Below are 19,664 nucleotides of genomic sequence, written 5' to 3' on the forward strand. Positions count from 1 at the left end.
CCTTTCCGGTCAGGTCAATCAGGGATCAACAAGAATTACTTGATGATCTTGGTAACGCGTCCTGAACCAACGGTGCGGCCGCCTTCGCGGATAGCGAAGCCGAGGCCCTCTTCCATGGCGATCGGCTGGATGAGCGCAACGGTCATCTCAGTGTTGTCGCCAGGCATAACCATTTCCGTGCCTTCCGGCAGGGTGATAACGCCGGTTACGTCCGTGGTGCGGAAGTAGAACTGCGGGCGGTAGTTGGAGTAGAACGGGTTGTGACGTCCGCCTTCGTCCTTGGAGAGGATGTAGACGTTAGCCTCGAAGTCGGTGTGCGGGGTGATGGAACCCGGCTTGACGACAACCTGGCCACGCTCTACGTCATCACGCTTCAGACCGCGGAGCAGGAGGCCACAGTTCTCGCCGGCCCATGCTTCGTCGAGCTGCTTGTGGAACATCTCGATACCGGTAACCGTGGTCTTCTGGACCGGGCGGATGCCGACGATCTCGACCTCGGAGTTGATGGCGAGGGTTCCACGCTCGGCGCGGCCCGTTACAACGGTGCCACGGCCGGTGATCGTGAAGACGTCTTCGATCGGCATCAGGAACGGCTTGTCACGGTCACGTACGGGGTCCGGAACGGACTCGTCAACAGCTTCCATGAGGTCCTCAACGGACTTGACCCAGACGGGGTCGCCTTCGAGGGCCTTCAGGCCGGAAACGCGAACAACAGGAGCGTCGTCGCCATCGAAGCCCTGAGCCGAAAGCAGCTCACGAACTTCCATTTCAACGAGGTCCAGCAGCTCTTCGTCGTCGACCATGTCCGACTTGTTCAGTGCAACCAGCAGGTAGGGAACGCCAACCTGGCGGGCGAGCAGGACGTGCTCGCGGGTCTGAGCCATCGGGCCGTCAGTGGCGGCAACCACGAGGATTGCACCGTCCATCTGTGCAGCACCGGTGATCATGTTCTTGATGTAGTCAGCGTGACCCGGAGCGTCTACGTGTGCGTAGTGGCGCTTCTCGGTCTGGTACTCAACGTGGGAGATGTTGATGGTAATGCCGCGCTGACGCTCTTCGGGAGCAGAGTCAATAGACGCGAAGTCGCGCTGCTCGTTGAGAGTCGGGTACTTGTCGTACAGCACCTTGGAAATGGCGGCCGTCAACGTCGTCTTACCGTGGTCAACGTGACCAATGGTGCCGATGTTAACGTGCGGCTTAGTCCGCTCGAACTTTGCCTTTGCCACAGGTTCCTCCTAGAACGTTTTCAAATGACTTACCCTTCAACCGCGCTTGTCGCGGCAGAAACTCAGGCAAGTCTACTTGGGGGGCTTTGGATTGGTGAAATTGCAGATTCAGGAACTAATACTAGTGCCTAGAGCCTGTTCGTGCAGATGGCCGGGGCCCGGCTTGACCGGACTGCATCCGACCGGGTTCCGGCCACCTGCACCAGGCGGGCTTCCGTTATCCGGAAACCACACCCGAGTTTGTCGCTTCGAAAGTCGAAAAAGACTACTCGCCGCGGGTCTTCTGGATGATCTCGTCGGCGACTGCCTTCGGGACCTCGGCGTAGCTGTTGAACGTCATGGAGTACACAGCGCGGCCCTGGGTCTTCGAACGCAGGTCACCGATGTAGCCGAACATGCCGGACAGCGGGACGTGCGCACGGATAACCTTGACACCCTGTGCATCTTCCATGGACTGCATCTGGCCACGGCGGGAGTTGAGGTCACCGATAACTTCACCCATGTATTCCTCAGGGGTGCGGACCTCGACATCCATCAGCGGTTCGAGCAGAACAGGGTTCGCCTTGCGAGCGGCTTCCTTGAAAGCCATACGCCCGGCGATCTTGAACGCCATTTCCGAGGAGTCAACATCGTGGTACGCGCCGTCAATCAGCGTGGCCTTGATGCCGACAACCGGGTAACCGGCCAGGACGCCGTCGTTCAACGCATCCTGGATACCGGCGTCAACAGAGGGAATGTACTCGCGCGGAACGCGGCCACCAGTGACCTTGTTCTCGAACTCGTACAGTTCGCCTTCGGCGGTGTCCAGCGGCTCGATCGCGATCTGGATCTTTGCGAACTGACCCGAACCACCGGTCTGCTTCTTGTGTGTGTAGTCGTGACGCTCCACAGCACGCTTGATGGTTTCGCGGTACGCAACCTGCGGCTTGCCAACGTTGGCCTCGACCTTGAATTCGCGGCGCATGCGGTCCACCAGGATGTCCAGGTGGAGCTCGCCCATGCCGGCGATGATGGTCTGGCCGGTGTCTTCGTTGAGGGACACCTGGAAGGTGGGGTCCTCAGCGGAGAGCTTCTGGATGGCCGTGGAGAGCTTCTCCTGGTCACCCTTGGTGTTCGGCTCGATGGCAACCGAGATCACGGGCTCCGGGAAGCTCATGGACTCGAGGACGATCTGGTTGGCGGAGTCGCACAGGGTGTCGCCCGTGGTGGTGTCCTTCAGACCGATCGCTGCGTAGATGTGGCCGGCGGTAGCGCCCTCAACAGGCATTTCCTTGTTGGCGTGCATCTGGAACAGCTTGCCGATGCGCTCCTTCTTGCCCTTGGTGGAGTTGACCACCTGTGCGCCTGCTTCCACGTGACCGGAGTACACGCGGATGAAGGTGAGCTGGCCGAAGAACGGGTGCGCGGCAATCTTGAACGCAAGAGCAGAGAACGGCTCTTCCGAAGACGGCTTGCGGGTCAGTTCCTTCTCTTCGTCGCGGGGATCGTGACCGATCATCGGCGGGACGTCGAGCGGGTTCGGCAGGTAGTCGACGACGGCATCCAGCATCGGCTGGACGCCGCGGTTCTTGAACGCGGAGCCACAGAAGATCGGGTACAGCTCGGAGTTGATCGTCATCTTGCGGATGCCGGCCTTGAGCTCGTCGACTGAGATCTCTTCGCCCTCAAGGTACTTCTCCATGAGTTCTTCGGAGGCCTCGGCAACGGTCTCAACGAGCGTTGCGCGGTACTCTTCAGCCTTTTCCTGGAGGTCAGCCGGGATCTCGCGGATCTCGTACTTGGCACCCATGGTGACGTCACCCTTGGCATCGCCGGGCCAGACCAGTGCACGCATGTACAGCAGGTCCACAACGCCGATGAAGTCGTTCTCGGCACCGATCGGCAGCTGCATGACCAGCGGCTTGGCACCGAGGCGGCTGATGATGGTGTCTACGGTGAAGTAGAAGTCAGCGCCCAGCTTGTCCATCTTGTTGACGAAGCAGATACGCGGAACGTTGTACTTGTCGGCCTGGCGCCAAACGGTCTCAGACTGCGGCTCAACGCCTTCCTTGCCATCGAAGACGGCGACAGCGCCGTCGAGGACGCGCAGGGAGCGCTCAACCTCAACGGTGAAGTCAACGTGGCCAGGGGTGTCGATGATGTTGATCTGGTTGTTTTCCCAGAAGCAGGTCACGGCGGCAGACGTGATGGTGATGCCGCGTTCCTTTTCCTGTTCCATCCAGTCGGTGGTCGAAGCGCCGTCGTGCGTTTCGCCGATCTTGTGGTTCACACCTGTGTAGAACAGAATGCGCTCGGTGGTGGTGGTCTTGCCGGCATCAATGTGGGCCATGATGCCGATGTTGCGGACCTTACTAAGGTCGGTAAGCACGTCCTGTGCCACGGTGTCTCCCTTTCGGATGGACTACACGTTCGCCGCCGGCTCGTAACGAGCCGGCGGCGTCCGGAAGTATTACCAGCGGTAGTGTGCGAAGGCCTTGTTGGACTCGGCCATCTTGTGGGTGTCTTCGCGACGCTTCACAGCGGCACCGAGACCGTTGGACGCATCCAGGATTTCGTTCTGGAGGCGCTCGGTCATCGTCTTTTCGCGGCGGGCCTTGGAGTAGCCGACCAGCCAGCGCAGTGCGAGGGCGGTGGAACGGCCCGGCTTGACCTCAACGGGAACCTGGTAGGTTGCGCCACCAACGCGGCGTGAGCGGACCTCAAGGGAAGGCTTGACGTTGTCCATGGCCTTCTTGAGGGCTGCAACGGGATCGCCGCCGGACTTGGCGCGTGCGCCTTCGAGGGCACCGTAGACGATGCGCTCTGCGGTGGACTTCTTACCGTCGACCAGCACCTTGTTGATCAGCTGGGTGACCAGCGGGGAGCCGTAAACGGGATCTAGTACGAGCGGCCGCTTGGGGGCCGGACCCTTGCGAGGCATATTACTTCTTCTCCATCTTTGCGCCGTAGCGGCTGCGGGCCTGCTTACGGTTCTTGACACCCTGGGTATCGAGGGCGCCACGGACGATCTTGTAGCGGACACCCGGGAGGTCCTTCACGCGACCGCCGCGAACGAGCACAATGGAGTGCTCCTGCAGGTTGTGGCCTACACCGGGGATGTAAGCGGTGACTTCAATGCCACCGTTGAGGCGTACACGTGCCACCTTACGCAGAGCCGAGTTCGGCTTCTTCGGGGTGGTGGTGTAAACGCGGGTGCAGACACCGCGGCGCATGGGGCTGCCGTTAAGCGCGGGAGCCTTGGTCTTTTTGACCTTAGGCGTGCGGCCCTTGCGGACCAGCTGGTTAATCGTAGGCACTCTCGTGTTCTCCGTTTTATCCGGAGTGGCCGCTTCCAGCCACTCTCTTGTTGCGTTGCCTCGCCGCCCGGGCTTTGAAGGGAATCTCCAGAGCAGCTGAGGCGAAGCCTTAATAGTCGGATCGCACCCCGGGGACTGTTATGACTGACGTCTTCAAAGGTCCCTAGGCATGCAAAAGTGTGGCATACGTTGCACAAGAACCCTGCAAACCGGAAACGTCGCTCTGGTTCAGCCTTTCAGCTGGAACCGGCGCACTCATCCACTGCCACAATAACAATTGGTAACAAGTCTAACATGGACTCCCGCCAGGCCTTAATCGGCGCCCCTCCCCGAAAGCGGAAGGCCCCGCCCCCGGCCTGCTCGTTGAAGCAGGCTGGAGACGGGGCCGACGCCGTTGAGCAACGGTTACCGGAAATCGTTGCCGAGGTCGTAGTCATCCAAGGGGATGGCGTGGAACTCAGGTGCTCCGTCGCCTCCCAGGGTGTCGTACGAGAAGTCACTGAACGCGCTGGGGCCGGTGAACAGGTTGGCCTTTGCTTCTTCAGTGGGCTCCACGGTGACTTCGGTGTAGCGCGGGAGACCCGTGCCAGCCGGGATCAGCTTACCGATGATGACGTTCTCCTTGAGGCCGAGCAGCGGATCGCTCTTGCCTTCCATGGCCGCCTGCGTCAGGACGCGGGTGGTCTCCTGGAAGGAAGCTGCGGACAGCCAGGACTCGGTGGCCAAGGACGCCTTGGTGATGCCCATGAGCTCAGGACGTCCGGAAGCCGGAGTCTTGCCCTCAGACACAACACGGCGGTTGGCATCTTCGAAGCGGCTGCGCTCGGCGAGCTCGCCGGGCAGCAGGTCCGATTCGCCGGACTCGATGACTGTGACGCGGCGCAGCATCTGGCGGACGATAACCTCGACGTGCTTGTCGTGGATACCGATGCCCTGGCTGCGGTACACGCCCTGGACTTCATCCACCAGGAACTTCTGCGCGGCACGGGGACCCATGATGCGCAGCACCTGCTTGGGATCGACCGGACCGTTGATGAGCTTCTGGCCCACTGTGACGTGCTCGCCATCCTCGATGAGGAGGCGTGAACGGCGCAGTACCGGGTAGGCGATCTCTTCGGATCCGTCATCGGGGGTGATGACGAGGCGCATCTGGCGCTCGGACTCTTCAATGGTGATGCGGCCGGCTGCTTCAGCAATCGGTGCGACACCCTTCGGAGTACGGGCTTCGAAGAGCTCCTGGATACGGGGCAGACCCTGGGTGATGTCGTCGCCACCGCTGGCGGAAACAGCACCACCGGTGTGGAACGTACGCATGGTCAGCTGCGTACCGGGCTCACCGATGGACTGTGCGGCGATGATGCCCACGGCCTCTCCGATGTCCACGGTCTTGCCGGTTGCCAGGGAACGTCCATAGCACAGGGCGCAGGTGCCGACGCTGGACTCACAGGTGAGTACAGAGCGGACCTTGACTTCGGTGATGCCTGCCGCGAACAGCTCAGCAATTACGACGTCGCCGCAGTCAGTGCCGGCCGGAGCCAGGACATTGCCCTTGGAGTCAAGGACATCCACGGCCAAGGTACGGGCGTAGGCGCTGTTCTCGACGTTCTCGTCCAGGACCAGCTCGCCGTTGGAGTCTGCGACAGCGATGGCCGTCACCAGACCGCGTTCGGTACCGCAGTCCTCTTCGCGGACGATGACGTCCTGGGACACGTCCACCAGACGACGGGTCAGGTAACCCGAGTTGGCGGTACGCAGTGCGGTGTCAGCCAGACCCTTACGGGCACCGTGGGTGGCGATGAAGTATTCCAGCACCGACAGGCCCTCGCGGTAGGAGGACTTGATGGGACGCGGGATGATTTCACCCTTCGGGTTGGCCACCAGGCCACGGATACCCGCGATCTGGCGGACCTGCATCCAGTTACCACGTGCACCGGAGGACACCATGCGGTTGATGGTGTTCATCGGGGACAGGCTGTCACGCATCGCCTGGGCGATCTCATTGGTTGCCTTGTTCCAGATCTCGATCAGTTCCTGGCGACGCTCGTCGTCGTCGATCAGGCCCTTGTCGTACTGGCCCTGGATCTTGGCGGCCCGCTCCTCGTAGCCGGCAAGGATGGCAGGCTTTGCGGCCGGAACCTCGATGTCGGAGATGGCAACGGTGACGCCTGAACGGGTGGCCCAGTAGAAGCCTGAATCCTTCAGGTTATCCAGCGTCGCCGCGGTAACAACCTTCGGGTAGCGCTCAGCGAGGTCGTTGACGATGCGGGACAGTTCACCCTTGTCGGCAACAGCCTCAACCCAGGGGTAATCCTCGGGCAGGGTCTCGTTGAAGAGGACCTGGCCCAGGGAGGTCTGGACGAGGGCGGGCTGACCCGGCTCCCAACCTTCGGGAGCTTCCCAGCCGGCGTACGGAACAAAGCCTTCGAGGCGGATTCGTACCTGCGAGTTCAGGTGCAGCTCGCGGGCGTCGAAAGCCATGATGGCTTCGGCAACCGAGCCGAAGACGCGGCCTTCGCCAGCTGAACCGACACGCTTGGTGGTCAGGTGGTAGAGGCCGATGATCATATCCTGCGACGGCAGGGTGACCGGGCGTCCATCGGACGGCTTCAGGATGTTGTTCGAGGACAGCATCAGGATGCGTGCCTCGGCCTGGGCCTCCGGGCTCAGCGGCAGGTGCACTGCCATCTGGTCGCCGTCGAAGTCAGCATTGAACGCGCCACAAACCAGCGGGTGGAGCTGGATTGCCTTGCCCTCAACGAGCTGCGGTTCGAACGCCTGGATACCAAGGCGGTGCAGGGTAGGTGCACGGTTGAGCAGCACCGGGTGTTCGGTGATGATCTCTTCGAGCACATCCCAGACCTGCGGGCGGTAGCGCTCGACCATGCGCTTGGCCGACTTGATGTTCTGGGCGTGGTTGAGGTCAACCAGGCGCTTCATCACGAACGGCTTGAAGAGCTCCAGGGCCATCTGCTTGGGCAGGCCGCACTGGTGCAGCTTCAGCTGCGGGCCGACGACGATGACCGAACGGCCGGAGTAGTCAACACGCTTGCCGAGGAGGTTCTGGCGGAAACGGCCCTGCTTGCCCTTGAGCATGTCGCTCAGGGACTTCAGCGGACGGTTGCCCGGTCCAGTGACCGGACGGCCGCGGCGGCCGTTGTCGAAGAGGCTGTCAACAGCTTCCTGAAGCATGCGCTTCTCGTTGTTGACGATGATCTCCGGAGCACCCAGGTCAAGCAGGCGCTTGAGTCGGTTATTGCGGTTGATCACACGGCGGTAGAGGTCGTTGAGGTCGGAGGTCGCGAAGCGGCCACCGTCCAGCTGGACCATCGGGCGCAGTTCCGGCGGGATCACCGGGACGGCATCCAGAACCATGCCAAGCGGGCTGTTGTTGGTGGTCAGGAACGCGTTGACAACCTTCAGGCGCTTCAGGGCGCGGGTCTTGCGCTGGCCCTTGCCGTTGGCAATGATGTCGCGCAGCAGGTCAGACTCGGCCTGCATGTCGAAGCCCTCAAGACGCTTCTTGATGGCTTCGGCACCCATGGAGCCTTCGAAGTAGATACCGTAGCGGTCGCGCAGTTCGCGGTACAGGCCTTCGTCACCTTCGAGGTCTGCGACCTTCAGGTTCTTGAAGCGGTCCCAGACCTGCTCGAGGCGCTCGATGTCGGCGTCGGCGCGCTTACGCACGTTCGCCATCTGGCGGTCGGCGGAGTCGCGGGCCTTCTTCTTGTCGGCAGCCTTGGCACCCTCACCCTCAAGGCGCGCAATTTCGCCTTCGAGGTCGCGGGCGATGGCCGCGATGTCGGAGTCGCGGTTGTCGATCAGCTGCTTCTTCTCGATGTCGTGCTCAACCTGCAGGTTGGGCAGTTCCTCGTGGCGGGCAGCCTCGTCGACGCTGGTGATCATGTAGGCGGCGAAGTAGATGACCTTTTCGAGGTCCTTCGGAGCCAGGTCAAGGAGGTAGCCCAGACGGGAGGGGACACCCTTGAAGTACCAGATGTGCGTGACCGGTGCGGCCAGCTCGATGTGGCCCATGCGCTCACGGCGGACCTTCGCGCGGGTGACTTCAACGCCACACCGTTCGCAAATGATGCCCTTGAAGCGCACGCGCTTGTACTTACCGCAGTAGCACTCCCAGTCGCGGGACGGGCCGAAGATCTTCTCGCAGAAGAGGCCGTCCTTCTCAGGCTTGAGCGTGCGGTAGTTGATGGTTTCCGGCTTCTTAACCTCGCCGTAAGACCAGCCACGGATGTCTTCCGCGGTGGCGAGGCCGATCTGCATGAGGCCGAAGGAGGATTCGCTGGACATATGGTCCCTGTTCTCTCTTGTTCTCTAAATTCTGAAGTCTTGGTTACGGGAAGAGGGAGCCCCGGAGCAAGGCAGCGGACGGGCCGGCTGCCTTGCTCCGGAGGACTCTAGACCTCTTCTACGGAACTGGGCTCTGCACGAGACAGATCGATGCCCAGTTCTTCCGCAGCCGTGAAGACTGCGTCATCAGAGTCACGCATTTCAATTGTGGTTCCGTCCGTGGAAAGCACTTCCACGTTCAGGCACAGCGACTGCATTTCCTTGATCAAGACCTTGAAGGACTCAGGAACGCCCGGCTCGGGGATGTTCTCGCCCTTGACGATTGCTTCGTAGACCTTCACGCGACCGTGGATGTCATCCGACTTGATCGTGAGGAGCTCCTGGAGCGTGTAAGCGGCGCCGTAAGCTTCGAGCGCCCACACTTCCATTTCACCGAAGCGCTGGCCACCGAACTGTGCCTTACCACCCAGCGGCTGCTGCGTGATCATGGAGTACGGACCGGTGGAGCGGGCGTGGATCTTGTCGTCCACCAGGTGGTGGAGCTTCAGGATGTACATGTAGCCAACAGAGATCGGATCCGGGAACGGCTCACCGGAGCGGCCGTCAAACAGGCGGGTCTTGCCCGAGGAGTTGATCAGGCGTTCGCCGTCGCGGGTCACGTTAGTGGAGTCCAGCAGGCCGGTGATTTCCTCTTCGCGGGCACCGTCGAACACGGGCGTTGCAACAGTGGTCTGGCCACTCTCGCGCGGCAGGTTCGGCAGCTGCTTGACCCACTCGGGCTCGCCTTCGATCTTCCAACCGGTCTTGGCAACCCAGCCGAGGTGCGTTTCGAGCACCTGGCCGACGTTCATTCGGCCCGGAACACCCAGCGGGTTCAGGACAATATCAACGGGGGTGCCGTCGGCAAGGAAGGGCATGTCCTCGATCGGAAGGATCTTGGAGATGACGCCCTTGTTGCCGTGGCGGCCGGCGAGCTTGTCGCCGTCGGTGATCTTGCGCTTGGCGGCCACGTAGACGCGGACCAGCTGGTTGACGCCCGGCGGCAGTTCGTCGTCGTTGTCGCGGTCGAACACGCGGACGCCGATGACGGTGCCGGACTCGCCGTGCGGAACCTTCAGGGAGGTGTCGCGCACTTCGCGGGACTTCTCACCGAAGATGGCGCGCAGCAGGCGCTCTTCCGGGGTCAGTTCGGTTTCACCCTTCGGGGTGACCTTTCCGACCAGGATGTCGCCGGCTTCAACCTCGGCACCGATGTGGATGATGCCGCGCTCGTCCAGGCCAGCCAGTACTTCCTCGGACACGTTGGGGATGTCACGGGTGATTTCCTCGGCACCAAGTTTGGTGTCGCGGGCATCGATCTCGTGCTCCTCGATGTGGATGGAGGAAAGGACGTCCTCGGCAACAATGCGCTGCGAGAGGATGATCGCGTCCTCGAAGTTGTGGCCTTCCCATGACATGAATGCCACGAGCAGGTTCTTGCCGAGGGCGAGCTCGCCCTGGTCAGTTGCCGGGCCGTCGGCGATGATGCCGCCAACCTCGAGGCGCTGGCCTTCGTTCACCAGGACACGGTTGTTGTAGCAGTTGCCCTGGTTGGAGCGTGCGAACTTGTTGATGCGGTAGTTGGTTTCCGTGCCGTCGTCGTTGAGCATGATGACCAGCTCAGCGGAGACCTCGGTGACCACACCGGCCTTCTTCGCGATGGTGACATCACCGGCGTCGACGGCGGCTGCGCGCTCCATGCCGGTGCCCACGAACGGAGCCTCGGAACGGACCAGCGGCACAGCCTGGCGCTGCATGTTGGCACCCATGAGTGCTCGGTTAGCATCGTCATGCTCGAGGAACGGGATCAGGGCCGTAGCCACGGACACCATCTGGCGCGGGGAAACGTCCATGAACTCGACATCAGCGGCAGGAACCAGCACGGGCTCGCCTCCACCACCACGGGCGCGGACCAGGACGGTCTCTTCGGCGAACTTCTTGTTCTCATCCAGCGGAGCGTTGGCCTGGGCGATCAGGACCTCTGCTTCGTCGTCGGCCGTCAGGTACTGGACGTTGTCGGAAACGACGCCGTCCTTGACCAGGCGGTACGGCGTCTCGATGAAGCCGAACGGGTTGATACGGCCGTAGGAAGCCAGCGAACCGATCAGGCCGATGTTCGGGCCTTCAGGGGTTTCGATGGGGCACATACGTCCGTAGTGGGACGGGTGAACGTCTCGAACTTCCATGCCTGCACGGTCACGGGACAGACCACCCGGGCCAAGCGCGGACAGACGGCGCTTGTGGGTCAGACCCGACAGCGGGTTGTTCTGGTCCATGAACTGCGACAGCTGGGAGGTTCCGAAGAACTCCTTGATGGCTGCAACAACCGGGCGGATGTTGATCAGGGTCTGCGGCGTGATGGCCTCGACGTCCTGGGTGGTCATACGCTCGCGGACGACGCGCTCCATACGGGACAGGCCGGTGCGGACCTGGTTCTCGATGAGTTCGCCGACGGCGCGGATACGACGGTTGCCGAAGTGGTCGATGTCATCGATCTCAACGCGCAGTTCGTGGTCCTGGCCGTCGCGCTTACCCGTCAGGGTCTTCTCGCCGGCGTGCAGGGCAACCAGGAACTTGATCATGGCCACGATGTCTTCAACGTGCAGGACCGAGGCTTCCTTGTCGCCAAGGGAGCGGTCGATGCCAAGCTTGCGGTTGATCTTGTAACGGCCGACTTTGGCCAGATCGTAGCGCTTGGAGTTGAAGTACAGGTTGTCCAGCAGGGACTGGGCAGCCTCGACTGTGGGCGGCTCGCCCGGTCGCAGCTTCCGGTAGATGTCCAGCAACGCGTCTTCGCGGGTCTCTGTTGCGTCCTTCTCGAGCGTGGCGCGCATGGAGTCGTACTGGCCGAACTCTTCGAGGATCTGGCCTTCGGTCCAGCCAAGGGCCTTCAGCAGCACGGTGACGGACTGCTTGCGCTTACGGTCGAGGCGTACGCCGACCTGGTCGCGCTTGTCGATCTCGAGTTCAAACCATGCACCACGGGAGGGGATGATCTTGGCAGTGAAGATGTCCTTGTCACTGGTCTTGTCGGCGGTGCGCTCAAAGTAGGCGCCCGGCGAACGGACCAGCTGGGAGACGACGACACGCTCGGTGCCGTTGACGACGAAGGTACCCTTCTCCGTCATCAGGGGGAAGTCGCCCATGAACACGGTCTGCTGCTTGATTTCGCCCGTGTTGTTGTTCATGAACTCGGCCTTGACGTACAGCGGTGCCGAGTACGTTGCGTCCCGGTCCTTGCACTCGGCCATGGTGTACTTCGGGTCAGCGAACTCCGGATCGGAGAAGCTCAGGGACATGGTGCCCTGGAAGTCCTCAATCGGGGAGATCTCTTCGAAGATGTCCGACAGTCCGGACGTGGTGGCGACGCTGAGGTCGTTTTCTTCTACGGCTTTCGCTACGCGTGCCTGCCAGCGTTCGTTTCCGACCAGCCAGTCAAAGCTGTCCGTCTGCAGGGCAAGAAGATTCGGAACGTCAAGCGGTTCGTGAATCTTTGCGAATGAGAGCCGGCGAGTGGCACCATCAGTGCTGTCGGCGGTGTTAGCGGTTTCGTTATTAGAGGTGCTCGAGGCGACCAAGAGGGATCCTTCCACAGACCTTCAGGCGTTTTCAGATCTCCCCCGCTGTGCACCCTGCAGAATGACTCCGCAGTGCTACCATCCGGTTCCGCTATATGACCCGGGGCCCGGGCTGCCCATACAATGACGTTGTTGACGGCACGTTGATGGTCAGCTGCCAGGCAAAGCCCACCGCTATATGAAGGCTGAAGGTAAACAGGGAAGACGCAAATATCTACGATACGGCAAAACCGATTACGTGTCTACCCCACATCGCGCGTTATTGCAAGACCCATATTTTTCGCATTCGGACGCGGCTCAGAGCCGGAGCGTGACACCCTCAGCTGTGCATTCCTGGGCGTTGGCGAAAACCGCGTCACGGACCATGTCCTTTGACGATTGGTCCACTTCACCGCCGCTTTCAACCGCCGACGACCTGTCCAGGGACAGGACGCCCAGGGACGTAAACAATCCCTTCTGGTTGCCGGACGCAACGTCCTTGGCGTCCTGGGCGGCGAAGTAGATCTCTTCGTAGGCCTTGGCGTCATCCTTAATGGCCTTGTAATCGGCGTAGAGCTTGTTGAACTGCTCGCAGGCGGCCCGGACACCTCCTGCCTGCGGAGCCTGGGCGTCGGAAGAGCGCGACGGCGTCGGCCGCGAAGATGCGGGGCTGGACGTCGTGGGGGTGGCCGTCGCCGTGGTGGGAGCGGGAGCGGCTACGCTGCAGGCCGTTAGCCATGCAAGGCTTGCGACCGCTGCCACGGCGAGGATTTTCTTCACGATGATGCTCCCTGTTTTTGTTCTGCGGCGATGCTGTCATACCCGCCGTCCACCCTACTGAGGCCGCCGACGCCTTGCACGTTTCGGTGATGGGTAGTTCTCCCCTGCCGCGTGCCGAAGGAATTCGCCTGCGCCCGCCAATGTTTGGATAATTAGGTGAGGAAGCTCACGGTAGCCTTGGCCTACATCGGTTCAGATCGGAAGAGATAACAATGGGCAACTCCACAGACAACACTGACGTTGTCATCCTCTCAGCGGCGCGGACCCCCCAGGGCCGGCTCAACGGGCAACTGGCGAGCTTCACCGCCGTCGAACTCGGAGCCCACGCCATCAAGGCCGCGATCGCGGCAAGCGGCGTGGACGCCGGGCGCGTGGATGCGGTGATCATGGGCCAGGTGCTTCAGGCCGGAGCGGGCCAGAATCCTGCCAGGCAAAGCGCCATCGGGGCCGGGATCGGCTGGAATGTTCCGACGGTCACTATCAACAAAGTGTGCCTCTCCGGCCTGACCGCGGTCATAGACGCCGCCCGCCTCATCCGCAGCGGCGATGCCACTGTGGTGGTGGCCGGCGGACAGGAGTCCATGACGCGCGCGCCGCACCTGCTGCCCGGCTCCCGCCAGGGCTGGACCTACGGCGCGATCCAGGCCCTGGACGTCGCGGCACACGACGGACTGACTGACGCCTTCGACGGCCAATCCATGGGTCTTTCCACCGAAACGAGGAACCTCGCCCTCGGCATTGACCGAACGTCCCAGGACAACGTGGCTGCCCAGTCCCACCAGCGTGCCGCGCTGGCAGCGAAGAACGGCGTGTTCGACGACGAAATCGCACCGATCAGTGTCAAGCAGCGCAAGGGCGACCCCCTTGTTGTCGCCGCGGACGAAGGTGTTCGGCCCAACACCTCCATCGAAACACTGGCCGGCCTCAAGGCAGCGTTCGTGACGGACGGGACCATCACCGCCGGCAACTCCTCTCCCCTGTCCGACGGCGCCTCCGCACTGGTACTCGCGTCGCGGCAGTTCGCCGAGGACAACGGGTTGGAGTACCTGGCCGTCGTCGGTAAGCCCGGGCAGGTGGCCGGGCCAGACAACTCGCTTCACTCCCAGCCCTCACATGCGCTCCAGAGCGCGCTTGACCGGGCAGGCTGGACCACGGCGGACCTGGACTTCATCGAGATCAACGAAGCATTCGGTTCCGTGGCAGTGCAGTCCCTTAAGGACCTGGACTACCCGTTGGAGCAGTGCAATATCCATGGCGGGGCCATTGCCTTGGGCCACCCCATCGGCGCCTCGGGGGCTCGGCTGGCACTGCACGCGGCCCATGAACTCAAGCGGCGCGGAAGCGGCAAGGCTGGCGTCTCCCTGTGCGGCGGCGGAGGGCAGGGCGAAGCGCTCCTGCTGTACCGGGACTGATGGTGGCGCAAGCCGACAACGGAAGTGCCGCCGTCGGACGCCAGCGCTTCCTGGCTGACGCCGCGGCGCGTGGCCTCGACGTCGAGGTGGTGGAGCGCCTCGCCGCCCGGAGCCTTGAGGAGGCTGCGGGCATCCTGGGCATAACCCCGGCGGACATCGTGAAGTCCCTGGTGGTCAAGCACAAGGACGGCAGCTTCCTGTTCGCGCTGATCCCCGGTGACCGGCAGATCTCCTGGCCCAAGCTCCGCGCCCTGGTGGGAGTCAACAAGCTGTCGCTGCCGCCGCCCCACGTCGCCCTCGACGCCACGGGATACGAACGGGGCACCATTACTCCGCTGGGCAGCACCAAGGCTTGGCCGGTTTACGCCGACCAGACGATTGCCGGACGCCGGATCTCCATGGGCGCCGGGCAGCATGGTTTCAGCGCCTTTGTTGACGCCGACGCCCTGACTGCTGCCCTGGGCGCGACCGTCGCGGACATCTCCGATCCCAACCCCATGTAGGTAGCAGCAGATGTCGTTTTGAGCCCCCATAACGACATCAGCTGCTACCTAGTTGGGTTTAACGCAGGAAGCCCCGCCCACCTGAGTGGACGGGGCTTCCTGTTGGAAAAGCGAGTGTTACTTGAGGGTAACGGTGGCGCCGGCAGCCTCGAGCTGCTCCTTGGCCTTCTCGGCAGCTTCCTTGGTTGCACCTTCGAGGACAGCCTTCGGAGCACTGTCAACCAGGTCCTTGGCTTCCTTCAGGCCCAGGGAAGTGATGGCGCGAACTTCCTTGATCACTGCGATCTTCTTGTCGCCAGCAGCCTCGAGAACGACGTCGAAGTCGGTCTTCTCTTCGGCTTCTTCAGCAGCAGCGGCGGGGCCGGCAACGGCAACAGCAGCAGCAGTAACTTCGAAGGTCTCTTCGAAGAGCTTGACGAACTCGGAGAGCTCGATGATGGTCAGTTCCTTGAAAGCTTCAATGAGCTCTTCGTTGGTGAGCTTCGCCATGGTGTGGCGTCCTTCCTATAGGTGGTGCTTGGCGGCCAGGGCCGTTGCCTTCACACCGGAGTCTGGTTTGAAAGAGAGTTAGTTCTCTTCGGTGGCTGCGGCCTCGGCCGGAGCTTCGGTCTCTGCTGCTTCTGCGGCCGGGGCTTCTTCAGCGGCGGGCGCGTCGGCTGCTGCCGGTGCACCGTTCTCTTCTTCAAGCTTGAGGCGCAGGGCGTCAATGATGCGTGCAGCAGCGGCAGCAGGAGCCTTGAGGATCCCTGCAACCTTGGCGAGCTGCAGCTCGCGGGACTCGAGTGCTGCCAGGGCAGCAACTTCGCTGGCGTTCAGTGCCTTGCCCTCGAAGTAACCGGTCTTGATAACCAGCTGCTTGTTGGTCTTGGCAAAATCCGTCAGGCTCTTGGCCGCTGCAACTGCGTCACCCTTGATGAACGCGATTGCAGTGGGGCCGGCGAGCTGGCCGTCGAATGCTTCGACACCAGCTTCCTTGGCTGCAATGGCGGTCAGGGTGTTCTTGACGACCGAGAACTTGGTGTCCTGGCCGAGAGAAACACGCAGCTGCTTGAGCTGTGCAACAGTGAGCCCACGGTATTCGGTCAGGACAGCGGCGTTCGATTCCTTGAAATCGTTAGTGATCTCAGCTACTGCTGAAACCTTTGCAGGCGTTGCCATAACCCTCCTTCCGGGGATAGTGCCGGTATTCGACGGTCCCCGCTCAAGGTGAGCTAAAACTAAAAACGCCCCGCGCAGATGCACGGGGCTTGGCTCAAACACAGTTTCACACCGTGGAGCTTTGCTTCGTTCACCTGCGCCGGCCGCCCTACGTTCAGGGTCCTTCGTCCAGAAAACCACTTGATCTCCAGCGCACAAACTACAGAGTTGAGCTGTGTTCAGGAGAGTGGATTTCCAACAACCGACGGTCTTTGGTAGTTCAAGCTTACGGGACGCGGCGTCCCTCTACCAAATCGTGCAAAGCGAAGGTTCAGCTCTTGCTGGCGCCCAACTGCGGGAGTTCCTTTTGCCAGATGCCCGTCACCCCCGCCGTAGTGAACCCCAGCTGCTTGTTGACGGTCAGCAGGTATCTGTTCTCCGGGGCATTCCAGGTATAAATGACCCTCGCGTCCGGGAACTGCTCGGTGAGGCGTTCCATGTTGGCCACCTTGATCAGCAGCCCCAGCTTATTCCCGCGGTGTTCCTGGAGCACCAGGGTGTCGTCCTGGAACACCACGTCGGCGCGGTGGGCCAGGACGCTGATTGTGGTCAGGCCCACCAAAGCGCCCGTGGCAAGGTGCTCAACAGCCGTAACCACCGTCCGGCGACCCTGGGCAATGGTGGCCTCTTCCGCCTCACGCAGGATGCCGCCGTCGAACACCATGTCCTGCTCGACAGGGGTCTGCAGCGATGGGTCAACGTCGGCGCCCGCCTGGTTCTCCAACACGGCCACCGCCTCCAGCCACTCGTCCGGGCAGCGGTCCGTCCAGTGATGCAGGCGGTACCGGCCGTTGTTGGCGGCGTCCGCCTCCGCCTGGAGGTCGGCCACGAGCTTGGTGTCCAGGGGCAGGGCGCAGGAACTGAACTGCTCAATGTGCTGCAGCGTATACCCGGTCTTGCGGGCAAACTCGACTTCGCGGCTCTCCAATGGAACAAAGCCCTGGCCCGATCCGGGGACCAGCTGGGCTTTCTCGAACTCGTGCAGTGAAGCACCCGGGTGGTTGGTATCCACCAGGATCATGGTCCGGCCCTCAGCCCGCGCCAGGTGTTCGGCGGCGAGCAATAGTTTCCGGCCAACGCCCTGGCGCTGGAATTCGGGCAGGATGTCCAGCGTGAACTCGGCCAGGTCCAGGTTATCGGCCAGTGGAAGGGCGATATCAACGGTACCTACGATCTCACCGTCGACCTTTGCCACCAGGATGATCTGGCGTTCGTAGGGGTCCTCAAGCTCCAGGAGTTTCTCCAGCGGCGCATACGCCAGATCATCAGTGCCCCAGGTCTGCATCCGGACCTTGCGGCCCACCTCGACGGCGGCCAGGAAGTCCGCCGCGTCCGGTGCGTCCAGCGAATCCGGGATCCACAGCTGCTCGATCTTCACGTCGTTTGCCATAAGGGGCATCATCCCAGCCGTTTCTGCCACTCACCTTCATAGCCAGCAGGCTTGAATCCAAGCGAAATATTTATCGCCAGCATATGCTGGTTTTCGCTGGCATTCCACGTAAGGACCGACCGCGCGGCGGGCCAGCGCTGCTGTGCCAGACGCAAGTTCGCGAGCTTGACCAGCGTTCCCAAGCGGTGTCCCCGGTGTTCTGCAGACACCAACGTGTCCTGTTGGATGATCGTCGCAGGAACCTCCGGGCGCCAATTCAGGACGGTATAGGCCGCCAGCCTGCCGGATGTGCTGTGCATCGCGGCGGCCACCAGGGCCTGTACACCACTGCGGACCAGCGTTTCTTCCTCTTCCCGCACCCGGGCCGCGTCCCAGTCCTCGGGGCCCCAGTCCAACCCGGCCGTGGGCACATCGGTGCTCATTCGGGCCTTTAGGGCTGAGTATTCAACGACGAACTCCTCCGGACAGGACTCCGTCCAGGTGAGAACCTTGTAGTCCAGTGCGTGGGCGGACGCCTCGGTCTCGAGCATTTCCAGGCGCTCTGCAGGAACGGGTAAGGCAAGCCGGCTGGACCGCTCCACCTGCTCCAGCTCATACCCGGCATCGGCGGCAAAGGCAGTTGAAGCCTCGTCCCGCGGGAGCCCACCTGCGCCTGATTTGGCCGGCAGCAAGGTTCCTGGGCGTTCTGCCAGCTCCAGCGGGATCTCGCAGTAGGCGTCCAGCGACGTCCTGCCCCGCGTCGCCGCAACGGACTCGGCGTACTCCAGCAGGCGCCTCCCCCACCCGCAGCGCCGGTAGGCCGGGGCCACCAGGACATCGATCCCGGCACTGGCCGTGTTCTCCCGCAGGGGCAGCGTGACCGAGCACAGGCCCACCAGCTCTCCGCCGAGCCGTGCGGCAAAGAGGTGCCGTTCCTCGTACTCGTTGCCGCGCCAGAACTCCGTGGCCTCGGCTGGAGTAAGGCAGCGGTCAAGGTTGCCCCATTTCTCCTGCTCGTGCGCTTCACGAAGGGCCTGACAGGCACGGAAGTCCGCGGCACCGTCCGGACTTCCCTCTGCAGCCGGGGTGCCGCCGTCGGGCGTTGGCGGGATCTGAACAGCGGTGATGGCCAGGGCGGTCATGCCCCCAGCCTAGCCATCCGCAGGATTTAGTCGAGGGTGCGGGCTTAAGCAAAGAGACCGCCCGGCGCGATGCCGGGCGGTCTCTCTGTGTGCCGGACAGGTCCGGCAGCAGGCGCTGTTGAGGATTAGACCTCGGTCAGGACCTTGGTGACGTTGGGGTCAACGGAGATGCCCGGACCGAACGTGGTGGCCACAGTGGCCTTCTGGATGTAGCGGCCCTTGGAAGCGGACGGCTTCAGGCGAAGCACCTCTTCCAGTGCTGCGGCGTAGTTTTCGGCCAGCTTGATGGCGTCGAACGAAACCTTGCCGATGATGAAGTGCAGGTTCGAGTGCTTGTCGACGCGGAAGTCGATCTTGCCGCCCTTGATGTCGTTGACAGCCTTCGCGACATCCGGGGTGACGGTGCCGGTCTTCGGGTTCGGCATCAGGTTACGGGGACCCAGCACCTTACCAAGACGGCCAACCTTGCCCATAAGGTCAGGGGTGGCTACGGCTGCATCGAAGTCAGTCCAGCCGGCGGCGATCTTTTCGATCAGGTCATCGGAACCAACGAAGTCGGCGCCGGCTGCGATTGCTGCCTCAGCCTTGTCGCCCGTTGCGAAAACCAGGACGCGGGAGACCTTACCGGTGCCGTGGGGCAGGTTGACGGTGCCGCGGACCATCTGGTCAGCCTTGCGGGGGTCAACGCCGAGGCGGAAAGCGACCTCAACGGTGGCGTCGAACTTGGACGGGTTGGTGTCCTTGGCGAGCGTTACTGCCTCGAACGGCGCGTAGAACTTCTCCGCGTCGATCTTGGCGGCTGCTGCCTCATATGCTTTGCTGCGCTTTGCCATGCTGC

At 62.3% G+C, this 19,664-nt stretch carries 14 protein-coding genes; 2 read left to right on the forward strand and 12 right to left on the reverse strand.

The features are described from left to right. Nucleotides 1–35 precede the first annotated feature (35 nt). The 7 genes from tuf to ACFC25_RS00795 form a co-directional block, all read right to left on the reverse strand. Nucleotides 36–1,226: an elongation factor Tu gene (tuf, locus tag ACFC25_RS00765; protein ID WP_078027241.1), complete on the reverse strand. Its 1,191-nt coding sequence runs from the start codon at nucleotides 1,224–1,226 to the stop codon at nucleotides 36–38. A 265-nt stretch (nucleotides 1,227–1,491) separates the two neighbouring features. Then, on the reverse strand, nucleotides 1,492–3,606 hold the full coding sequence (gene fusA / locus ACFC25_RS00770) for an elongation factor G (protein WP_337346868.1): 2,115 nt from the start codon (nucleotides 3,604–3,606) through the stop codon (nucleotides 1,492–1,494). Nucleotides 3,607–3,675: 69 nt separating this feature from the next. Further along, entirely contained in the window at nucleotides 3,676–4,146 is a 471-nt protein-coding gene (rpsG, locus tag ACFC25_RS00775) for a 30S ribosomal protein S7 (RefSeq protein WP_026531948.1), read from the reverse strand. A 1-nt stretch (nucleotide 4,147) separates the two neighbouring features. Then, entirely contained in the window at nucleotides 4,148–4,522 is a 375-nt protein-coding gene (gene rpsL / locus ACFC25_RS00780; RefSeq protein ID WP_018773658.1) for a 30S ribosomal protein S12, read from the reverse strand. A gap of 405 nt (nucleotides 4,523–4,927) precedes the next feature. Continuing rightward, nucleotides 4,928–8,827, reverse strand: coding sequence for a DNA-directed RNA polymerase subunit beta' (locus ACFC25_RS00785; RefSeq protein WP_337346867.1), 3,900 nt, complete (start codon nucleotides 8,825–8,827; stop codon nucleotides 4,928–4,930). 107 nt (nucleotides 8,828–8,934) lie between these two features. Then, nucleotides 8,935–12,444, reverse strand: a complete 3,510-nt coding sequence (gene rpoB / locus ACFC25_RS00790) for a DNA-directed RNA polymerase subunit beta (RefSeq protein ID WP_337346866.1) — start codon at nucleotides 12,442–12,444, stop codon at nucleotides 8,935–8,937. A 297-nt stretch (nucleotides 12,445–12,741) separates the two neighbouring features. Then, complete coding sequence (locus ACFC25_RS00795) at nucleotides 12,742–13,203, reverse strand: hypothetical protein (RefSeq protein WP_376043210.1); 462 nt, start codon at nucleotides 13,201–13,203, stop codon at nucleotides 12,742–12,744. Nucleotides 13,204–13,415: 212 nt separating this feature from the next. Between ACFC25_RS00795 and ACFC25_RS00800 the strand changes: the two genes are divergently transcribed. Both ACFC25_RS00800 and ACFC25_RS00805 read left to right on the forward strand, forming a co-directional pair. Beyond that, the gene (locus ACFC25_RS00800) at nucleotides 13,416–14,615 is read left to right on the forward strand and encodes an acetyl-CoA C-acetyltransferase (RefSeq protein ID WP_337346864.1); all 1,200 of its coding nucleotides are present in this window, start codon (nucleotides 13,416–13,418) and stop codon (nucleotides 14,613–14,615) included. Further along, the gene (locus ACFC25_RS00805; protein ID WP_376043213.1) at nucleotides 14,615–15,118 is read left to right on the forward strand and encodes an aminoacyl-tRNA deacylase; all 504 of its coding nucleotides are present in this window, start codon (nucleotides 14,615–14,617) and stop codon (nucleotides 15,116–15,118) included. The genes ACFC25_RS00800 and ACFC25_RS00805 overlap by 1 nt, the downstream gene beginning before the upstream one ends. A 117-nt stretch (nucleotides 15,119–15,235) precedes the next feature. Here ACFC25_RS00805 and rplL read toward each other — a convergent pair whose 3' ends face one another. The 5 genes from rplL to rplA form a co-directional block, all read right to left on the reverse strand. Next, entirely contained in the window at nucleotides 15,236–15,607 is a 372-nt protein-coding gene (rplL, locus tag ACFC25_RS00810) for a 50S ribosomal protein L7/L12 (protein ID WP_011692821.1), read from the reverse strand. Nucleotides 15,608–15,685: 78 nt separating this feature from the next. Then, nucleotides 15,686–16,276 (reverse strand): 50S ribosomal protein L10, encoded by a 591-nt coding sequence (rplJ, locus tag ACFC25_RS00815; RefSeq protein WP_376043216.1) that lies wholly within the window; start codon nucleotides 16,274–16,276, stop codon nucleotides 15,686–15,688. A gap of 310 nt (nucleotides 16,277–16,586) precedes the next feature. After that, nucleotides 16,587–17,705, reverse strand: coding sequence for a GNAT family N-acetyltransferase (locus tag ACFC25_RS00820; protein ID WP_337346862.1), 1,119 nt, complete (start codon nucleotides 17,703–17,705; stop codon nucleotides 16,587–16,589). Nucleotides 17,706–17,713: 8 nt separating this feature from the next. Further along, nucleotides 17,714–18,826 (reverse strand): GNAT family N-acetyltransferase, encoded by a 1,113-nt coding sequence (locus ACFC25_RS00825; protein WP_376043219.1) that lies wholly within the window; start codon nucleotides 18,824–18,826, stop codon nucleotides 17,714–17,716. 125 nt (nucleotides 18,827–18,951) lie between these two features. Next, nucleotides 18,952–19,659 (reverse strand): 50S ribosomal protein L1, encoded by a 708-nt coding sequence (gene rplA / locus ACFC25_RS00830; RefSeq protein ID WP_337346860.1) that lies wholly within the window; start codon nucleotides 19,657–19,659, stop codon nucleotides 18,952–18,954. Nucleotides 19,660–19,664: the final 5 nt, after the last annotated feature.

Source organism: Pseudarthrobacter sp. NPDC055928 (assembly GCF_042270935.1).
Lineage (GTDB): Bacteria > Actinomycetota > Actinomycetes > Actinomycetales > Micrococcaceae > Arthrobacter.